At 72.0% G+C, this 19172-nt stretch carries 18 protein-coding genes and 2 tRNA genes; 19 read left to right on the forward strand and 1 reads right to left on the reverse strand.

Features of this window, described 5'->3' with window-relative positions; translation table 11 throughout:
* Positions 1-93 precede the first annotated feature (93 nt).
* From ACIGFK_RS22590 to ACIGFK_RS22620, 7 genes are all read left to right on the forward strand, one after another.
* Positions 94-1080: a glycosyltransferase family 2 protein gene (locus ACIGFK_RS22590; RefSeq protein ID WP_376660707.1), complete on the forward strand. Its 987-nt coding sequence runs from the start codon at positions 94-96 to the stop codon at positions 1078-1080.
* The gene (locus ACIGFK_RS22595) at positions 1077-1505 is read left to right on the forward strand and encodes a GtrA family protein (RefSeq protein WP_376660706.1); all 429 of its coding nucleotides are present in this window, start codon (positions 1077-1079) and stop codon (positions 1503-1505) included. Before ACIGFK_RS22590 ends, ACIGFK_RS22595 begins: the two co-directional genes overlap by 4 nt.
* 76 nt (positions 1506-1581) lie before the next feature.
* Positions 1582-2709: a glutamate 5-kinase gene (proB, locus tag ACIGFK_RS22600; protein ID WP_376660705.1), complete on the forward strand. Its 1128-nt coding sequence runs from the start codon at positions 1582-1584 to the stop codon at positions 2707-2709.
* 90 nt (positions 2710-2799) lie between these two features.
* Complete coding sequence (locus ACIGFK_RS22605) at positions 2800-3219, forward strand: hypothetical protein (protein WP_376660704.1); 420 nt, start codon at positions 2800-2802, stop codon at positions 3217-3219.
* A gap of 209 nt (positions 3220-3428) precedes the next feature.
* A complete protein-coding gene (locus ACIGFK_RS22610; RefSeq protein WP_376660703.1) occupies positions 3429-4712 on the forward strand; it encodes a glutamate-5-semialdehyde dehydrogenase in 1284 nt (427 codons plus the stop codon).
* A gap of 77 nt (positions 4713-4789) precedes the next feature.
* Positions 4790-5341, forward strand: coding sequence for a hypothetical protein (locus ACIGFK_RS22615; RefSeq protein WP_376660702.1), 552 nt, complete (start codon positions 4790-4792; stop codon positions 5339-5341).
* A 67-nt stretch (positions 5342-5408) separates the two neighbouring features.
* The gene (locus ACIGFK_RS22620) at positions 5409-6554 is read left to right on the forward strand and encodes a hypothetical protein (protein WP_376660701.1); all 1146 of its coding nucleotides are present in this window, start codon (positions 5409-5411) and stop codon (positions 6552-6554) included.
* Here the strand turns inward: ACIGFK_RS22620 and ACIGFK_RS22625 are convergent.
* Positions 6538-7668 carry a M48 family metallopeptidase gene (locus ACIGFK_RS22625; protein ID WP_400053315.1) on the reverse strand — a complete coding sequence of 377 codons (1131 nt, stop codon included), beginning with the start codon at positions 7666-7668 and terminating at the stop codon, positions 6538-6540. The genes ACIGFK_RS22620 and ACIGFK_RS22625 overlap by 17 nt on opposite strands.
* Positions 7669-7808: 140 nt before the next feature.
* On the opposite strand from ACIGFK_RS22625, the gene ACIGFK_RS22630 reads away from it, so the two are divergent.
* The 12 genes from ACIGFK_RS22630 to ACIGFK_RS22685 all read left to right on the forward strand — a co-directional run bounded on the left by ACIGFK_RS22630 (position 7809) and on the right by ACIGFK_RS22685 (position 19154).
* Positions 7809-7976 carry a hypothetical protein gene (locus tag ACIGFK_RS22630; protein WP_376660699.1) on the forward strand — a complete coding sequence of 56 codons (168 nt, stop codon included), beginning with the start codon at positions 7809-7811 and terminating at the stop codon, positions 7974-7976.
* A 41-nt stretch (positions 7977-8017) separates the two neighbouring features.
* The gene (nadD, locus tag ACIGFK_RS22635; RefSeq protein ID WP_365172146.1) at positions 8018-8635 is read left to right on the forward strand and encodes a nicotinate-nucleotide adenylyltransferase; all 618 of its coding nucleotides are present in this window, start codon (positions 8018-8020) and stop codon (positions 8633-8635) included.
* A gap of 24 nt (positions 8636-8659) precedes the next feature.
* Positions 8660-10357, forward strand: coding sequence for an LCP family protein (locus ACIGFK_RS22640; protein WP_386466790.1), 1698 nt, complete (start codon positions 8660-8662; stop codon positions 10355-10357).
* 108 nt (positions 10358-10465) lie between these two features.
* A complete protein-coding gene (gene rsfS, locus ACIGFK_RS22645) occupies positions 10466-10912 on the forward strand; it encodes a ribosome silencing factor (RefSeq protein WP_328925687.1) in 447 nt (148 codons plus the stop codon).
* A complete protein-coding gene (locus tag ACIGFK_RS22650; RefSeq protein ID WP_376660710.1) occupies positions 10909-11565 on the forward strand; it encodes a histidine phosphatase family protein in 657 nt (218 codons plus the stop codon). The genes rsfS and ACIGFK_RS22650 overlap by 4 nt, the downstream gene beginning before the upstream one ends.
* Positions 11566-11689: 124 nt before the next feature.
* A tRNA-Ala gene (locus ACIGFK_RS22655) sits at positions 11690-11762 on the forward strand.
* A 143-nt stretch (positions 11763-11905) separates the two neighbouring features.
* Positions 11906-12139 carry a hypothetical protein gene (locus tag ACIGFK_RS22660; RefSeq protein WP_351311816.1) on the forward strand — a complete coding sequence of 78 codons (234 nt, stop codon included), beginning with the start codon at positions 11906-11908 and terminating at the stop codon, positions 12137-12139.
* Between the two features lie 131 nt (positions 12140-12270).
* Positions 12271-12343 (forward strand) — tRNA-Ala (locus ACIGFK_RS22665).
* A gap of 308 nt (positions 12344-12651) precedes the next feature.
* On the forward strand, positions 12652-15531 hold the full coding sequence (gene leuS / locus ACIGFK_RS22670) for a leucine--tRNA ligase (RefSeq protein WP_376661372.1): 2880 nt from the start codon (positions 12652-12654) through the stop codon (positions 15529-15531).
* A gap of 127 nt (positions 15532-15658) precedes the next feature.
* The gene (locus ACIGFK_RS22675; protein ID WP_376661371.1) at positions 15659-16366 is read left to right on the forward strand and encodes a hypothetical protein; all 708 of its coding nucleotides are present in this window, start codon (positions 15659-15661) and stop codon (positions 16364-16366) included.
* A gap of 876 nt (positions 16367-17242) precedes the next feature.
* Complete coding sequence (locus ACIGFK_RS22680; RefSeq protein WP_376661370.1) at positions 17243-18088, forward strand: DegV family protein; 846 nt, start codon at positions 17243-17245, stop codon at positions 18086-18088.
* 124 nt (positions 18089-18212) lie between these two features.
* On the forward strand, positions 18213-19154 hold the full coding sequence (locus tag ACIGFK_RS22685) for a helix-hairpin-helix domain-containing protein (protein ID WP_400053320.1): 942 nt from the start codon (positions 18213-18215) through the stop codon (positions 19152-19154).
* The last annotated feature ends 18 nt before the right edge of the window (positions 19155-19172 follow it).

The following is a 19172-nucleotide window of genomic DNA, read 5'->3' on the forward strand; positions in this document are numbered from 1 at the left end:
CGGCCGACCGTCGGCGTGCATACTTCTAAGGAAGAGGTGAGTGGCGGGTCCGGTCGCCCACAATCACCCGTTCGGAGCCAGCAGGAAGTGTCCATGACGAAGCTGTCCGTAGTTGTCCCCTGCTACAACGAAGAAGCCGTGATCGACAGTTTCGACACGGAGATCCGCAGGGTCCTGGACTCCCTCCCCGTCGAGTACGAGGTCTGCTACGTCGACGACGGCAGCCGCGACGGCACCCTCGACAAGCTCCGGAAGATCGCCTCCGCGCACGCCGAACAGACCCGGTACGTCTCCTTCAGCCGCAACTTCGGCAAGGAGGCCGGCATGCTCGCCGGACTGCGCGAGACCACCGGCGACGCCGTCGTGATCATGGACGCGGACCTCCAGCACCCGCCGGAGCTCATCGCGACCATGCTCGAGTACCACCGGCAGGGCCACGACCAGATCATCGCCCGCCGCACCCGCGAGGGTGACAAGAAGCTCCGCAGCGCGCTGAGCCGCCTCTACTACCGGGGCGTGAACCGCTGGGTCGACGTCGAGCTCACCGACGGGGTCGGCGACTTCCGCATGCTGTCGCGCCCGGCGGTGGACGCCCTGCTGTCGCTGCCGGAGTACAACCGCTTCTCCAAGGGCCTCTTCTCCTGGATCGGCTTCGACACCGTCCACTTCGACTACCAGAACGCCCAGCGCGAGGCCGGCGAGACCAAGTGGAAGTTCGGCTCCCTGCTGAACTACGGCATGGACGGCCTGATCTCCTTCAACAACCGGCCGCTGCGCATCGGGATCTGGCTCGGTGTCTCCCTGGTCGCGCTGACCTGCCTGTACGCGCTGTGGATCACGGTCATGGCGATCACCAACGGCGTCGAGTCGCCCGGTTACGTCACCCTCGTCGCCATAATCACGGGCCTGGGCGGCGTACAGATGATCATGCTGGGCCTGATCGGCGAGTACATCGGGCGCATCTACTACGAGACCAAGAGGCGGCCGCACTTCCTCGTGAAGGAGTCCCACGGGGTGGACGCCCTCGCCCGGCCCGCCGTGGCCGCCGAGGCGACGATCGCGGAGCGCAGCACCCGATGAGCAGCCGGGAAAAGCTGGGCCAGGTATTCCGCTTCGCCCTCGTGGGCGGGGCCAACACCGCCACCTTCTTCGGGCTCTACCTGCTGCTGCACCCGTGGATGCCGTACTTCGCCGCATACTCGCTCGCCTTCGTGCTGGCGATGATCGGCTCGTTCTTCATGAACACGTACTTCACGTACCGGACCCGGCCGACGTGGAAGAAGTTCTTCCTCTTCCCGCTGACCAACGTCACCAACTACGTGATCCAGTCGGCCGGCCTCTACGCCCTGGTGGCCTGGGCCGGAATGGACACGCGCATCGCCCCGCTGGTCGCGGCGGTCGTCGCCATCCCGTTCACCTTCGTGATCTCCCGCAAGATCCTCATCCCCGGGGCCGCCGGAGACCTCGAGGAACGGCAGCCCGTCGGCAGCTCGTCCACGGTCTGAAACCGCTGAGCGGCGGCGCGGCGCGACACCGTAGATTGAGACGGCATGCATACCGGCAAGGGGCAAGGGGACAGACGTGTCAGCGGCTAGGCAGGGTGTCGTGGACGCCCGCAGGATCGTGGTCAAGGTCGGCTCCTCCTCCCTGACCACGGCGGCCGGCGGACTCGACGCCGACCGGGTGGACGCGCTGGTCGACGTCCTCGCCAAGTCCCGCAGCGGCGGCGAGAAGGAGATCGTCCTGGTCTCCAGCGGCGCCATCGCCGCCGGACTCTCCCCGCTCGGCCTGCGTCGGCGCCCCAAGGACCTGGCCCGCCAGCAGGCGGCCGCCAGCGTCGGCCAGGGCCTGCTCGTCGCCCGCTACACCGCCTCGTTCGCCCGCTACGGCGTGCGCGTCGGCCAGGTGCTGCTCACCAGCGACGACACCAGCCGCCGCGCCCACTACCGCAACGCCTACCGCACCCTCGACCAGCTCCTCGAGATGGGCGCCCTGCCCGTCGTCAACGAGAACGACACGGTCGCCACCGACGAGATCCGCTTCGGCGACAACGACCGGCTGGCCGCCCTCGTCGCCCACCTCGTCCGCGCGGACCTCCTCGTCCTCCTCTCGGACGTGGACGGCCTCTACGACGGCGACCCGTCCCTGCCCGGCACCACCCGCATCGACGAGGTCCGCGGGCCCGAGGACATCGCGCACGTCTCCATCGGCAGCGCCGGCAAGGCGGGCGTGGGCACCGGCGGCATGGTCACCAAGGTCGAGGCCGCCCGGATCGCCGCCGCGGCGGGCATCCCGGTCGTCCTCACCTCCGCCAGCCAGGCCGCCGACGCCCTGGCCGGGCGGGCGACGGGCACCCTCTTCCACGCCACCGGCCGCCGCTCGGCGGACCGGCTGCTGTGGCTCCAGCACGCGTCGACCCCCCAGGGCCACCTCGTCCTCGACGAAGGCGCCGTCCGCGCGGTCACCGAACGCGGCAGCTCGCTGCTGCCCGCGGGCATCGCGGCCGTCGAGGGCGACTTCGCGGCGGGCGACCCCGTCGAACTGCGTTCCGCCGACGGCCGGCCGATCGCCCGGGGCCTCGTCAACTTCGACGCCAAGGAGCTCCCGCAGCTCCTCGGCCGCTCCACCCGCGAGCTCGCGGCGGAACTCGGACCCGAGTACGAACGCGAGGTCGTCCACCGGGACGATCTGGTCCTGCTGCAGGGCTGAGCTTCGGCAAAACCGCCGCGCGGCGGCCCGGGGACTGGTCAACTGTGAAGGGCCCGGGCGGACACGCGTAGCGGAGACAGGAGGCGGCTGGTGAGACGAGCGCTGACCAGCGTCGGCACAGGGGACGGTGACGGCGGTGACGGCAACGGGCGGGACGGGAAGAACGAAGCCTCCCGCCTCTGGCACGTCACCCTGAGCGTCTCCGGCAAGCCGGCGCCGCTGTCCGAGGTCCGGCGCGGGCTGGAACAACTGGCCCACGACCACCCCTTCCTGCTGACCAGCCGCTACGCCGACGACCACGCGGAGATCCGCTACTGGGAGGAGGCCCGCGACCTCCACGACGCGGCGGCCGTCGCCCTCCGGCTGTGGGGCGAACACCGCTCCTCGGCGCAGCTGCCGCCGTGGGAGATCGTCGGCCTGGAGGTCATCGACCGGGCCACCTACCACCAGCGCGTGGCGGAAGGCTACGGCCCACCCCCGGCCCACCCGGTCGGCGTGCACCCCTACTGACGCGCCACTCGCGCGGCTCGGCGCCGGGACGCCCTTCGCGCCGCCGAGCCGGACTCCGTCCGTCGGCCTGTCGCGCGGGCCGGTGGACGGGTTGCCGCTGCGCGGGACGCCGGCGCACCGGCATGCAGCGGCCAGGCCCGGCGGCGGAGATCGTCTCGGGGGGTGGAAGCGCCGTCGGCGGGGGCTGCCCGGGGATTACCCTGGGCGGCATGACCTCGCTCGACGACGCCACCGCCACCTCGCCCGTCCTCGCCACCGCGGCAGCGGCCCGCACGGCCGCCGCCACGATCGCCCCACTCCCGCGGTCCGCCAAGGACGCGGCCCTGCTGGCGATCGCGGACGCGCTGGAGGCCCGTACGGCCGAGATCATCGCCGCCAACGCCGTCGACACGGACAAGGCCCGCGCCGCCGGCACCAGCGAGACGGTGATCGACCGCCTCACCCTCACCCCGGAGCGCGTCGCGGCCATCGCCTCCGACGTGCGCGACGTCGCGGCCCTGCCCGACCCCGTCGGCGAGGTCGTCCGCGGCAGCACCCTCCCCAACGGCATCGACCTCCGCCAGATCCGCGTCCCGCTCGGCGTCGTCGGCATCATCTACGAGGCCCGCCCCAACGTCACCGTCGACGCCGCCGCGCTCTGCCTCAAGTCCGGCAACGCGGTCCTGCTGCGCGGCTCCTCCTCCGCCTACGCCTCCAACACCGCCCTCGTCGGCATCCTCCGGGACGCCGTCGAGAGCGCCGGCCTGCCCGCCGACGCGGTCCAGCTCGTCCCCGGCGAGTCCCGCGACTCCGTCCGCGAGCTGATGCGCGCCCGCGGCCTCGTCGACGTGCTCATCCCGCGCGGCGGCGCCTCCCTCATCAAGACCGTCGTCGAGGAGTCCACCGTCCCGGTCATCGAGACCGGTACCGGCAACTGCCACGTCTACGTGGACGCCCAGGCCGACCTGGACATGGCCGTGGACATCCTCATCAACTCCAAGGCCCAGCGGCCCTCCGTCTGCAACGCCGCCGAGACCCTCCTCGTGCACCGCGACATCGCCGACGCCTTCCTGCCGCGCGCCCTGGACGCCCTCGCCGACGCGGGGGTGACCGTGCACGCGGACGACCGCGTCCTCGCCGCCGCAGGGAACTCCAAGGCGAAGACCCTGCCGGCCACCGACGAGGACTGGGCCGCCGAATACCTCTCCTACGACATCGCCGCCGCCGTCGTGGACTCCCTCGACGACGCCGTCTCCCACATCCGCCGCTGGACCTCCGGCCACACCGAGGCGATCGTCACCACCTCGCAGGCCGCCGCGCGCCGCTTCACCCAGCTGGTCGACTCGACCACGGTTGCCGTGAATGCCTCCACCCGGTTCACCGACGGTGGCCAGTTCGGCTTCGGCGCCGAGATCGGCATCTCCACGCAGAAGCTGCACGCCCGGGGCCCCATGGGCCTTCCGGAGCTCACCTCCACCAAGTACATCGTCACCGGCGACGGTCACATCCGGTAACCGTCCGGCGGACACGGTGTGGCCGGATTTCGGCGGACACCCTGCCCAAAGCAGCCCCCCAGGTCTACGCTGGTCCCGTGCCGGACGACGTGGGGGGCAAGCCGTTCCCGGACGACGGGGAGCCCGACGACGACCGCGGAGGCGCGGATCAGGACTTCGCCTCCGTGGTGTTCGACGAGGCCTTCGTCCGGAACGCCGAGATTCATGAGCCGAGTGCCGCCGAGCGCCAGCGGGCGGCCGACCGGGCGCGTGCGGAGGCCGAAGCGGCCCGAGCCGTCGCCGGCGGCTGGACGGGCGACGACGACTACGACGGCTACGGCTACGGCCGGCCCGACGGGTACGACGACGAGCACGGCTGGGACGACGAGCGGGGCCGGTTCCACTACGACGGCCCGTACGGCGCCTACGGCGGCAGTCTGCGCCCGTACCGCGGCCGCTCGCCCTGGCTCCGCCCGGTCGCCTGGGTGCTCGCCTTCGTGATGGGCCTCGGCATGATCGCGCTCGCCTTCAGCGCCGTGTACCGCAGCGCCTCGGGCGAGGCGGACCCCGCTCCGGCACCCGCCAGCACCCCGCTCAAGGAAGTCACGGGCGTCGGCGCGTTTACGTACCCCTCCGGCCGCCAACCCTGAAGGTACGACCCCACTCGCATGCGACGGAGCCGGGGGCTTCTCTGAAGCGGGGACAGCGGGAGAAGCGATGGCCGTTCCAGGAGATCCACCCGACGGCACCCCCGACGGCATGGGCGGGGGCGACGACGAGTTGCGCGCGGACGAATACCGCTCGGTGGTGTTCGACGAGGACTTCGTGCGGGCGGCACGGCTCCAGGAGTACTCCGCCCAGGAACGCATGGGCGAACACGCACGGGCCGTGCGCAGCCGCTCCATCTGGTCGGGCGGCGGCTCCGCCTCAGGCACCGGCACGCCCGGCAGGGGCGCCCGGCAGGGCATGCTGCTCGTGCTGCTCATCGCCTGCGCCTTCGCGGCCGCCGTCTACATGGGGCTGCGCAATCCGTACGTCCCGCCGCCCGGCGCGACCGCGGCGGCCCTCAGCAGCACCGTCGTCCCGCTCGCGCCCACGACGGCCGTGCCCGGCGGCCGCCCGGTGGACCTCTACGCGAGCAGCCCCGCGGCCGACTACCGCGTCGGGGCGGCCGGAATCACCCTCCCGGCCGTGCGCCGCACGCAGCACTTCACCGAGAGCGAGGTCGTCTCCGCGCTGTCCGTCGCCAAGGACTACCTCGTGCAGTCCTCACTGGACCCGGACATCCTGTCCGGGGCCGCCTCCCGGCCCGTACGGGTGCTCCTCGACCCCGACCAGCTGAGCCAGTTCGACCGCAGCATGAGCTCGCCCTCCGGCGACGGCCGGCACGCGGCCACCGGCTGGCTGGTCCGCTTCGACCCGGGCACCGCCGTCGTGGCCGACTCCCGGGTCCGCGTGAGCGGAACCCTCGCCTTCGAGGAGGTGGCCCCCGACGTCCTGGAGGTCACCACCGACCACACCTTCGTCTACGCCGTACGGCCCGCCACCGGGGCACCGGCTGCCGTCGACGGTGCCTCGCTCTTCACCGTCCGGCGCGAGCTGCGGCTGCGCTTCGACCGGGAGGACCTCACCGCCCGCCGGGCGGAGCTGCTCTCGGCCTACGTGATGGCCGGGCCGCAGGACTGCTCCCAGGACCCGGCGGCCGGTTTCCGCCCGGTCCTGGCCGGAGCCGGCCCCACCACGGTGGGACCGGCCGCCAGCGACCCGTACGCCAGCGGCCGTCCGAGGCGCTCCGCCGGGCTGTGCGGCGTACTGGCACAGCCCTCGCCCCCGGCGGCCACCCAGGTCAGCCCCGGTCCGTAGCCCCGGGCTCGTCCTTGCCGCCTGCCTCCTTGCCGCCGGCCCCCTTGGCCCCGGCGGACCCGCCGGCCGCACCCGCGGACGATCCGCCCCCGGCGGCCGCGGCGAACTTCTCGCGCAGCTTGCCGCCCAGGTCGTTCGCGCCGCCGGCGAGGTCGCCGACCAGCTTCATCAGCGGATCCTTGCTGGTGCGCACCGAGTCGGCGTAGTGCGAGGCGGACTGCCGGAAGGAGTCGGTCACCGAGGTGTCCTTGTCGTCCTCCCGCCGCGGGTAGTGGCCGTCCATGATCCGCTGGAAGTCGCGGTGCTCGGACCACTTCTTCAGCTCGGCCGCCCGGACCGTGGTGAAGGGGTGCGTGCGCGGCAGCATGTTGAGGATCTTCAGCACGGAGTCGCGCAGGTCGCCGCCCGCCTCGTACTCCTCGGCCTGGGCGAGGAACGCGTCCACGTTCATCTCGTGGAGGTGGTTGCCGCCCGCGATCTTCATCAGCCCCCGCATCGAGGCCTGCACGTCCTGTCCCACCAGCAGCCCGGCGCGGTCGGCCGAGAGCTCGGACTTGCGGAACCACTCCCGCAGACCGGTCACCAGCGCCGTGATCGCCACATTGCCCAGCGGGATCCACGCCACCTTCAGCGCCAGGTTCGTCAGGAAGAGCAGGATCGTGCGGTACACGGAGTGACCGGACAGCGCATGGCCCACCTCGTGGCCCACGACCGCCCGCATCTCCTCCTCGTCGAGCAGCTCGACCAGGCCCGTGGTCACCACGATGATCGGCTCGTCGAGCCCGATGCACATGGCATTGGGCCTCGGGTCCTGCTGGACGTACATCTGCGGGACCTTCTCCAGGTCCAGGATGTAGCAGGCATCGCGGAGCATCGCGTACAGGTGGGGGAACTGCGTCTCGCCCACCCGGACCGAATCCGACAGGAACAGCAGCCGCAGGCTCCGCTCGGGCAGCAGCGCGCTCAGGGCCTTGAAGGCCGTGTCGAAGCCGCTCAGCTTGCGCAGCGCCACCAGCGCCGAGCGGTCCGCCGGGTGCTCGTACGCCCGCGACGAGATGCCGGGAAACCTCCTGCGGTTCCTCGCCGGTGACTGTCCGATCCCTGTCTCCGTCATTGCGCCCTCCCCTGGGTCGACCTGACTGGCGTTGCGTCCATCCTCTCCAACGCCTGAGTCGGCGTGAGCGTGCCCCGGGCCCCCGCATACGATGTGAGCGAAGTCTCCGCCCGCTCCCCGACCCGATAGGTACCTGCCTGATGAGCCTCGCCTCCACCGCCCACAACCTGGTCGTCCTCGCCTCGGAGGAGGTCGAGCAGCACGGCGGCAACCACGACAGCCTCAGCCCTTACCTGACGGGCGGCGCAGCCCTCGGCATCCTGCTGCTCATGCTCTGGGTGACCACCCGCCTCAACCGCGACCGCTAGGCCGCTCCGGTGCGTCCGCCGGGCCAGTAGGCTCTGCGCTCATGGGAGAGCAGGAAGTGCCTACGGGCCCGGTCAAGCGCCGGCTCGGCGTGATGGGCGGGACATTCGACCCGATCCACCACGGACACCTGGTGGCCGCCAGTGAGGTGGCCGCCCTTTTCCACCTCGACGAGGTGGTGTTCGTACCGACGGGCGAGCCGTGGCAGAAGTCCCAGCGTGCCGTTTCGCCCGCCGAGGACCGCTACCTGATGACGGTCATCGCCACCGCGTCGAACCCCCAGTTCTCGGTGAGCCGCATCGACATCGACCGCGGCGGGCCGACGTACACGATCGACACCCTGCGCGACCTGAAGGCGCTGAACGACGATGCCGACCTGTTCTTCATCACCGGTGCCGACGCGCTCGCCCAGATCCTGACCTGGCGCAACGCCGACGAGCTGTTCTCGCTCGCCCATTTCATCGGAGTGACCCGGCCGGGCCACGTGCTCACCGACGACGGACTGCCCGAGGGCGGCGTCTCGCTCGTCGAGGTCCCCGCGCTGGCGATTTCCTCCACCGACTGCCGTGCGAGAGTGGCCCAGGGGGATCCCGTCTGGTACCTGGTGCCCGACGGTGTGGTGCGCTACATCGACAAGCGTGAGCTGTACCGGGGAGCCTGAGCTTCCGGAGAGAGGGGCCCCGCGGTGAACGACCGACAGGATCCGTACGACCCGTACGGTGTCGCCCAGGAGCAGCAGCTCATCGGCTACGACCCGTACGGGCGGCCGGTGTACGGCCAGGCGCCCGCGCGCCCCGCCCAGCAGCCCCCGCAGGCCCCCCGGTACGAGCAGCAGTACGACACGTACGAGCAGCAGGGCTACGGCTACCAGGGCTACGACGGGCAGCAGTACTACCCGCAGCAGCAGCAGCCCGCCCAGGAGTACGGCGGGCAGGAGTACCAGCAGGCCCCCGGCTACGGGTACGACACGCAGGCTGCCCAGCAGTGGATCCCGCAGCAGGCCGCTCCGGAGCCCCCCGCGCCCCAGGCCCCGCCGGCCCCCGCCGAGCGCCCGGCCGTCCAGGTCCCCGAGCCGCGCCGCCCCCGGTCCGAGTCCGAGGGCGGGTCCGAGGCGGGGCGGGACTACCGCACCGAGATGTTCGCCTTCATCGACCAGCCGGACGAGGAGTCCGACGACGTCATCGACTGGCTGAAGTTCACCGAGAGCCGGACCGAGCGCCGTGAGGAGGCCCGGCGCCGCGGCCGCAACCGGGTGGTGGCCCTGATCGTCGTCCTCGCCGTCTTCGTCGTCGCCGGTCTCGGCTACCTCTGGTACGCGGGCAAGCTGCCCTTCCTCGACGGCCCGGGGGAGAAGAAGAACGCGGCGACCGCCGACGCCGGGGCGCAGAAGCGCGACATGATCGTCGTGCACCTGCACAACACCAAGAAGGGCGGCACCGCCTCCGCGCTGCTCGTCGACAACGTCACCACCAAGCAGGGCGCCACCGTCCTGCTGCCGAACACCCTCGGCGTCCCCGGCCAGGACGGGACGACCACGCCGCTCGGCAAGGCCGTCGAAGAGGGCGGCCTCGGCACCCGCGAGGCCCTCGACTCGGTGCTCGGCACCCACATCGGCGGCACCTGGCGGCTGGACACCCCCTTCCTGGAGAACCTCGTCGAACTGGTCGGCGGCATCGAGGTCGACACCGACACCGCGGTCCCCGCGGATGACGCGGCCAAGGCCCCGGCCGTGGCCCAGGGCCAGAAGCAGAGCCTGAGCGGCCCCATGGCCGTCGCGTACGCCACGTACCGCGCCCAGGGAGAGCCGGAGACCAAGCCGCTGGAACGCATGGGCAAGGTGCTCCACGCGGTCCTGCGCAAGGTCCCGAGCGACCCGAAGGCCGCGGCCGTCACCGTCGAGAGCATGGGCCAGATCCTCGACCCCGGCCTGAACGCCCAGACGCTCGGAGCCCTGCTCTCCCGGCTCGGCGCCCACGCCAAGGTGGGTGCCTACCGCACCGACCTGCTCGGGCTGAAGGCGGACGGCACCCTCACCGACGACGCCAACAAGAAGGTGGTCAAGGAGGTCCTGGGCGGCACCGTCTCCGCGGCCCAGCCCGGAGCGGCCCCGCGCGTCGGCCTCAAGGACGCCACCGGCGACGACAAGACGCAGGTCGCGGCGAAGGCGGCGCTGCTGAACGGCGGCTACACCTTCGTGGACGGCGGCAAGGCCGACAAGACGGCCGCCACCTCGCAGATCACCTACCAGGACGACGCGACGAAGGACCGGGCGCTCGACGTCGCCAAGACGCTGGGGCTGCCGGAGACGGTCGTGAAGAAGGCCGAGAACACGGTGAACGCCGATGTCGTGGTGATCCTGGGCAAGGACTACAAGCCGTCCTGACCAGGGCTGCGGGGCAGGCTGCGCCCGCGCGGAACGTTCCGCGCGGGCGGTGACGGCGGTACGTGAGACCCTTGTATGGATCTGCCCGCCAACCCGAAAGCATGGCCAGTGACCGCCACGGACCGCTCCATCGAGCTCATCACCACCGCCGCCCAGGCGGCGGCCGACCGGCTCGCGCACGACATCATCGCCTACGACGTCAGCGACGTGCTGTCGATCACCGACGCCTTCCTGCTCGCCTCGGCCCCCAACGACCGCCAGGTCAAGTCGATCGTGGACGAGATCGAGGAGCGCCTCCTCAAGGAGCTCGGCGCCAAGCCGGTGCGCCGCGAGGGCGACCGCGACGCCCGCTGGATCCTGCTCGACTACGTCGACATCGTCGTCCACGTCCAGCACAGCGAGGAGCGGGTCTTCTACGCGCTGGAGCGCCTGTGGAAGGACTGCCCCGAGATCGAGCTGCCCGAGGACGCCAAGCTCACCATCGGCAAGGCCGAGGAGCACGCCAAGCTGCGCGAGGCCGCCGGTGACGACGACCTGGACGGTGATCTGTTCTGAGCACGACCGAAACGGGCAGGACAGGCCGCAAGATCGTCCTCTGGCGGCACGGCCAGACCTCGTGGAACCTGGAGCGCCGCTTCCAGGGCTCCACGGACATCGAGCTGACCGAGACGGGTGTGGCGCAGGCGCGCCGCGCCGCCCGGCTGCTCGCCTCGCTGAAGCCGGACGCCATCGTGGCCTCCGACCTCAAGCGGGCATCGGCCACGGCCGCCGAGCTGTCCGCCGTCACGGGCCTGTCCGTGGCGCGCACCGAGGCGCTGCGCGAGACGTACGCCGGTGAGTGGCAGGGCCTCACGCACGACGAGATCCTCGAGAAGTACGGCGAGCAGTACTCGGCGTGGAAGCGCGGCGAGCCGGTGCGCCGCGGCGGCGGGGAGTTGGAGACCGAGGTCGCCGACCGCGCCGCGCCGGTGGTGCTCGAGCACGCCGACGGGCTGCCGCAGGGCGGCACGCTCGTCGTGGTCAGCCACGGCGGCACCATCCGCACGACCATCGGCCGGCTGCTGGGTCTGGACTCGAACCACTGGGAGAGCCTGGGCGGGCTCTCCAACTGCTGCTGGTCCGTCCTCGGCGAGGGCGCACGCGGCTGGCGTCTGCTGGAGCACAACGCCGGCACCCTGCCGGAACCGGTGCTCGGCGACGACGACTGAGCGGCTCCCTGCCGCTTCCCGACCGGGCTCCGACCCGGATTTCACTTTCCGGCTGGTCACAGGCTAGAGTTCTTCTTGTTCGCAGCGAAGAACACCGGAAACGGGGGGAAGCGCAGCGGAGAGCGGGGCTATAGCTCAGTTGGTAGAGCGCCTGCATGGCATGCAGGAGGTCAGGAGTTCAATTCTCCTTAGCTCCACAATCAGGATCCCGTCCCCAACAGGGGGCGGGATCCTTGTTTTTGTACCCTTTGCGCTTACTGACCAGCCGCGCACCGGCGTGGCAGAATCGGACGGCCGGAGGGGGAGTCGACGGCCCGATGCGGGAGGGAGTCGCTGACGGATGGGATCACACCGGCGGCGGTGCGACTGGTGCAACAACGGCACGCCGATCGTGCGGGACATGGAGCCGGTCAACCCCGACTACCAGTACTGGTGCGAGGAGTGCGCGCGGGCGCTGATCATAAAAGGCGACCCGATCGAGAGGTACCGCGAGCTGGAGGGCGAGCCGATCTACGGCCGTCTGCTCGACGAGCACTGCACGCTCAAGCGGTTCTACCAGTTCGCAAGAGCGTGACGAGACGGGTCAAATCGGGCATGGCGCTTGGTCGATGGAAACCGATTTTTGGACCAGGGCCATGACCGTGTAATGTTTGGGACGTCGCCAAGGGGAACCGGCAAGGGAAACCGAAGCGGCAAGCAGGGCAAGGGGCTATAGCTCAGTTGGTAGAGCGCCTGCATGGCATGCAGGAGGTCAGGAGTTCAATTCTCCTTAGCTCCACAGTGAAGAAGCGGGCCACCCGGATCGGGTGGCCCGCTTCTCGTTGTGCCGACGGGTCGATCGGAGCGGCCGGCCGGCGTGTCGGCGTGTGCCCGCGCGTGTCGACGTGTGGAACGTCCGAGCGTCCGCCGCGGGCCCTGCGGTACCCTGACGCCATGCGTGCCGTACGCCTTCTGCTTACCGAGCCGCGCTGATCAGCGCCGACCCACGAGACGGTCGGCATCGGCGCGGCGTCCCCTCCTGTGCGAGGGGCTTTTTCGTTTGGGCAGGCAGAGACGGCAGAGACGATCGATGGAGCTTCAGGAATCATGAGCGAGACGAACACCCCGGCCCCCGAGGCGGCCGAGGCGCACCGTTACACGGCTGCCATGGCCGCCGACATCGAGGCACGCTGGCAGGACGTATGGGACGCGCAGGGCACGTACGAGGCCCCGAACCCGACCGGCGACCTGGCCGGTACCGAGTCTTCAAAGGCTGCCGCGGTCGTCGCGCGGCCCAAGAAGTTCATCATGGACATGTTCCCGTACCCCTCCGGTGCGGGCCTGCACGTCGGTCACCCGCTCGGGTACATCGCCACCGACGTCTTCGCCCGCCACCAGCGGATGACCGGCCACAACGTCCTGCACACCCTGGGCTTCGACGCCTTCGGCCTGCCGGCCGAGCAGTACGCCGTGCAGACCGGCACGCACCCGCGCGTGTCGACCGAGGCGAACATCGAGAACATGAAGGTCCAGCTGCGCCGCCTGGGCCTGGGCCACGACAAGCGCCGGTCCTTCGCGACGATCGACCCGGACTACTACAAGTGGACCCAGTGGATCTTCCTGCAGATCTACAACTCCTTCTACGACGCCGACGCGAAGAAGGCCCGCCCGATCACCGAGCTGGTCGCCGCCTTCGAGGACGGCTCCCGTGAGGTCCCCGGCGGCCGCGCCTGGGCCGGGCTGACCGCGAGCGAGCGGGCCGACGTGCTGAACGAGTACCGCCTGGCGTACTCCTCGGACGCGCCCGTGAACTGGTGCCCCGGGCTGGGCACCGTACTGGCCAACGAGGAGGTCACCGCCGACGGCCGGTCCGAGCGCGGCAACTTCCCCGTCTTCAAGTCCCGGCTGAGCCAGTGGAACATGCGGATCACCGCGTACGCCGACCGGCTGCTGGACGACCTGGACGGGCTGGACTGGCCCGAGGCCATCAAGCTGCAGCAGCGGAACTGGATCGGCCGCAGCGAGGGCGCCCGCGTCGACTTCGCCCTGGGCGACGACGCGATCACCGTCTTCACCACCCGTCAGGACACGCTGTTCGGCGCCACCTACATGGTGCTGGCGCCCGAGCACCCGCTGGTCGACAAGTTCATCCCGGCCGCCTGGCCCGAGGGCACCCACGAGGTGTGGACCGGCGGGCACGCCACCCCGGCCGAGGCCGTGGCCGCGTACCGCGCCTTCTCCGCCGCCAAGTCGGACGTCGAGCGGCAGGCCGACGCCAAGGAGAAGACCGGCGTCTTCACCGGCGAGTACGCGGTCAACCCGGTCAGCGGCGAGAAGGTCCCCGTCTTCATCGCCGACTACGTGCTGATGGGCTACGGCACCGGCGCGATCATGGCCGTCCCGGCGCACGACGGCCGTGACTTCGAGTTCGCGCGCGCCTTCGAGCTGCCGATGCGGTGCGTCGTGCAGCCCTCCGACGGCCGCGGCACCGACCCGGCCGAGTGGGACGACGCCTTCGCCTCCTACGAGGCCAAGCTGATCAACTCCGCGAACGAGGACATCTCCCTGGACGGCATGGGCGTCGTCGAGGCGAAGGCCGCGATCACCGACTGGCTGTCCGAGCGCGGCATCGGCGAGGGCACGGTCAACTTCCGCCTGCGCGACTGGCTGTTCAGCCGTCAGCGCTACTGGGGCGAGCCCTTCCCGATCGTCTACGACGAGGACGGCGTCGCGCACTCGCTGCCCGAATCGATGCTGCCGCTGGAACTGCCCGAGGTCGAGGACTACTCGCCGCGCACCTTCGAGCCGGACGACGCCGCCTCCAAGCCGGAGACCCCGCTGTCCCGCAACGAGTCGTGGGTCAACGTCGAGCTGGACCTGGGCGACGGCGTGAAGTCGTACCGCCGCGAGACCAACACCATGCCGAACTGGGCCGGTTCCTGCTGGTACGAGCTGCGCTACCTGGACCCGCACAACGATTCGGCGCTGGTCGACCCGGAGATCGAGCAGTACTGGATGGGTCCGCGCGAGGGCGCGCCGCACGGCGGCGTCGACCTGTACGTGGGCGGCGCCGAGCACGCGGTGCTGCACCTGCTGTACGCGCGCTTCTGGTCCAAGGTCCTGTTCGACCTGGGGCACGTCTCCTCGGCGGAGCCGTTCCACAAGCTGTTCAACCAGGGCATGATCCAGGCGTACGCCTACACCGACGCGCGCGGCGTCTACGTGCCCGCCGCCGAGGTGGAGGAGCGCGACGGCGGCTACTTCTACGAGGGCCGGCCGGTCAAGCGCGAGCACGGCAAGATGGGCAAGTCCCTGAAGAACGCCGTCACGCCCGACGAGATCTGCGAGGAGTACGGCGCCGACACGCTGCGCCTGTACGAGATGGCGATGGGCCCGCTGGACGTCTCGCGTCCGTGGGACACCCGCGCCGTCGTCGGCCAGTACCGGCTGCTGCAGCGTCTGTGGCGCAACATCGTCGACGAGTCGACGGGCGCCGTCACCGTCGTCGACGCCGAGCCGGGCGAGGACACGCTGCGCGCCCTGCACAAGGCGATCGACGGGGCCGGCTCGGACATGGCGGGGCTGCGCTTCAACACCGCCATCGCCAAGATCACCGAGCTGAACAACTTCCTGACCAAGGCCGGCCGCCCGCTGGAGCGCTCGGTCGCGGAGCGGCTGGTCCTGCTGATCGCCCCGCTGGCCCCGCACATCGCGGAGGAGCTGTGGCAGCGCCTGGGCCACGGCGAGTCGGTCGTCCACCAGGACTTCCCGGTCGCGGACCCGGCGTACGTGGTGGACGAGACCGTCACGTGCGTGGTGCAGGTCAAGGGCAAGGTCAAGGCGCGCCTGGAGGTGCCGCCGACGATCTCGGAGGCGGACCTGGAGAAGCTGGCCGTCACCGATGAGGGCGTCGTCGCGGCGCTGGCGGGCGCGGAGATCCGCAAGGTGATCGTGCGCGCGCCGAAGCTGGTGAACATCGTCATCTGACCGGCCCTCCCTATGGGGGAGATCCCGTACGGGCAGGTTGGGGGTTCGAATGGAACCCCCAACCTGCCCGTGGCGTTTACGGTGGAGGGGACGGAAAACAACTGCGGGGACCGGGGAAGGGACGCTCATGGAGGCCGCGTTGATCATCTTCGCGCTGATGGTGCTTTTCACCTTCCTGGGCCTGGGGACGTACGTCACCGTCAAGGTGGTGCAGGCGGCGAAGCGCGGTGTGGACCGTACGATCACGCAGGCGCGGCGGACGGTCGAGGACACCACCCTGCGGGCGAAGAGCCTGGGGCAGGTCGGGGTCACGGCGGCGCTGGCGCAGCTGCGCATCGACCTGCGGACGTCGATGCGCTCCACGCAGCAGGCGCTGTACGACGGGGTCGGGGCGGACGCCTCGCTCAAGGAGTCGATCGGGCTGTTCGAGCGGCTGAGCGCGCACGGACACGAGCTGGACGGCGAGCTGAAGCGGCTGGAGCAGGAGCCCGACCGCAAGCGCATCGCGGATCTCCTGCCGGACCTGCGGGAACGCACGACGAAGATCACCCAGGCCGCGGACTCGCTGCGGTGGGCGGCGCGCGACCGGGCCCGGCGGTTCGCGGAGGACGACCTGTCCGTGCTCTCGGAGCAGATCGAGGTGGAGTCCGGGGCGCTGCGGGACTGGTCCCGCCCGCCGGTGGACGACCTGGCGGCGACGGCGGCGGCCTGGGACGCGGCCCAGCACCAGCCCGACCCCCCTGCCCCGGCCCCCACTCCGGCGGCCCTGAACCAGGCACCGCCGGCGACTCCGTACCCGTGGCAGAAGACACGGAGGCCGGAGAGCACGACGTAGATCCCGGTGGCGCGACACCGAGGCCGGACGCCGGACGCCGGACGCCGGACTGTCGGGGTTCGGGGTTCGGGGCGGGGTCCCGGCGGGGCTGAGGGCGAGCCCTGAAGCGGAGCCTCAGGACGACGGGCCGGGCGGGTCCGGGCAGGGCCCGGGACCGGGCGGAGCGCCTGGCGGCGTCTGAGGCGCAGGCCTGGGGCGAGGGGGCGGTGGTGGGTTCGGGCGGAGCGCCACGGGTCTGAGGCGGAGCCCCGTTACGGTGGTGGACTGGCGGGCGGAGCTCCGCCGGGCCCCGGCGGGGCCTCGGAAGTCGGGCTCCTGGCCGGGTCTGCGGCGGAGGCTTCGCGGCCGTGGACCAGGTGGGGCTCCGGGTCCGGGACGGAGTCCCGGCGGGCGGGGGTTACGGGGGGCTGGGGGCGGAGACCCCAGTTTCGGGAAGGGGCGGGGTGGGGGAGAAGCCCCGCAGGGCCGCCCCAACCCCCACCAGGCCGCACAACCCCAGGCAGGGGCCGCCCGCCCCGTGGCAGGGGCGGGCACCCCAGGCAGAGCGGCACAAGCCCAGGGAGGGGCGGCACAGGCCCAGGCGGGGGCGGCACCACCGCAGGGAGGGGCGGCGCAGGCCCCGGTGGGGCGGCGCAAGCACAGGCGGGGCGGCGCAAGCACAGGGCAGGGGCCGCCCAACCCGCGACGGGCAGCGCGAACCCGGCAAGGCGGCGCGAGCCACCGCGGGCGAACCTGCGGCGGCGGACTCCGCGGGCCCCCGGCAGGGCACCCGCGGGCCCGCTGCAAACCCCCGGCAGGGCACCCGCAGGCCCGCCGCACCCCCCGGCAGGGGGTCCGGGCTGCCGTCGCACCCCCACTGGCGGTAACCTCCGGCTCATGTCCCGCCATGTCGCCATCGTCACCGATTCCACGGCCTACCTGCCCCAACCGGCCATGGCGCGGCACGGAATCACCTCCGTCCCGCTCACCGTCGTCGTGGGCGGCGAGGCGCTGGTGGAAGGCACCGAGATCTCGGCGCGCAGCCTGGCCCAGGCCCTGCAGAAGCGCCGCTCGGTCACCACCTCGCGCCCCAGCCCGGAGGAGTTCGTCCGGGCCTACCGGGCGGCCGCCGACGCGGGGGCGACCGGCATCGTCAGCCTGCACCTGTCCGCGGAGTTCTCCGGAACCTACGACGCGGCCGTGGTCGCCTCGCGATCCGCGCCCGTGCCGGTGCGCGTCGTCGACACCGGGATGGTCGCGATGGCGCTCGGCTTCTGCGCGCTCGCCGCCGCCGAGGCCGCCGAGGCGGGCGGTTCCGTCGACGAGGCCGTGGCCGCCGCGGAGAAGCGGGCGGCGGACATGGCGGCGTACTTCTACGTCGACACCCTCGACTACCTCCGGCGCGGCGGCCGGATCGGGGCCGCACAGGCCCTCCTCGGCTCGGCGCTGGCGGTGAAGCCGCTGCTGACGCTGGACAGCGGGCGGATCGAGATGCTGGAGAAGGTGCGTACGGCCTCGAAGGCCATCGCGCGGCTGGAGGAGCTGGCGGTCGAGCGCGCCGGGTCGGGCAGCGTCGACGTGGCGGTGCACCACCTGGCGGCCCCGGAGCGGGCCGACAAGCTCGCCCAGCGGCTGCGCGAGCGGATCCCGGGCCTGGTCGAACTGCACGTCAGCGAGGTGGGCGCGGTGATCGGCGCGCACACCGGGCCGGGGCTGCTGGCGGCGGTCGTCTCGCCCCGCTGAGCAACCCGGCTGAGCAACCCCGCTGATCACCGGTTCGGGTGACTCGGATATCCACAACGGGTCTGCTGTCCACCGGAATTGAGTGCTCCGAACGGGATTCCGGGCGGGCCCCTACGGTCGGGGCATGACTCTTCGCACGCGTATCCCGCATCACTCGGGCGCCACCGGCGGCCCGGGCCGTTCCCCGCTCTCCGACAGCCGTGTCCGCCACCGCCGCGGGGCGGCGTACGGGCGCGGCCGGTACCGCCGGACCCGTACTCCCGACACGGATCCGGAGGCGGTGCGCCGCCGGGCGGAGACCCTGCTGGGCGGCAGCGGTCCGCCGCTGGCCGAGGCACCGCCCCCGGAGCCCGCAGAGCTGCCCGAGGAGGCCGTGCGGGGGCCGGCGGGCCTGCGCGGGCAGGCCGTGCGGGAGCGGCTGCCGTTGTGGCTCCAGGCCCGCTGCGGGGTGGAGCCGCGCACGGTGGGCGCCGTCGCGGTGGTGCTGGTGGCGGCCGTCGGCTTCGCCGCGCAGCAGTACTGGTCCGCCCGGCCGCGTGCGGTGACCGCTCCGGCGGTGGTCGCCCCGGCGGTTCCGGCGGCGGCCACGGCTCCGGCGGGGGGCGGGGCGCGGATCGTGGTGGACGTCGGCGGGAAGGTCCGGGATCCGGGAGTGCGGCGGCTGCCCGCCGGTTCGCGCGTGGAGGACGCACTGGCCGCAGCCGGGGGTGTGCGGCCGGGTGCGGACACCACCGGGCTGAACCGGGCCCGGGTGCTGGTGGACGGCGAGCAGGTTCTGGTGGGCGTTGCGGCGCCGCCCCAGGCGGCGGGCACCGGCCCGGGGCCCGGATCGGGTCCGGGCTCCGGACCGGCCTCGGGCCGGGGCTCGCCCACGGGGCCGATCAGTCTGGGGTCGGCCACCGTCGACCAGTTGGACGGGCTGCCCGGGGTGGGGCCGGTGCTGGCACAGCACATCGTGGACTTCCGCACCGCCCGCGGCGGCTTCCGCTCCGTGGAGGACCTCCGCCAGGTCAACGGCATCGGCGAACGCCGCTTCGCCGACCTGCGGGCCCTGGTGCGGCCGTGAGCCGCGCCGTGAGCCGCG

The sequence above is a fragment of the Streptomyces sp. NPDC085524 genome (genome assembly GCF_044541755.1).
Classification (GTDB): domain Bacteria; phylum Actinomycetota; class Actinomycetes; order Streptomycetales; family Streptomycetaceae; genus Streptomyces.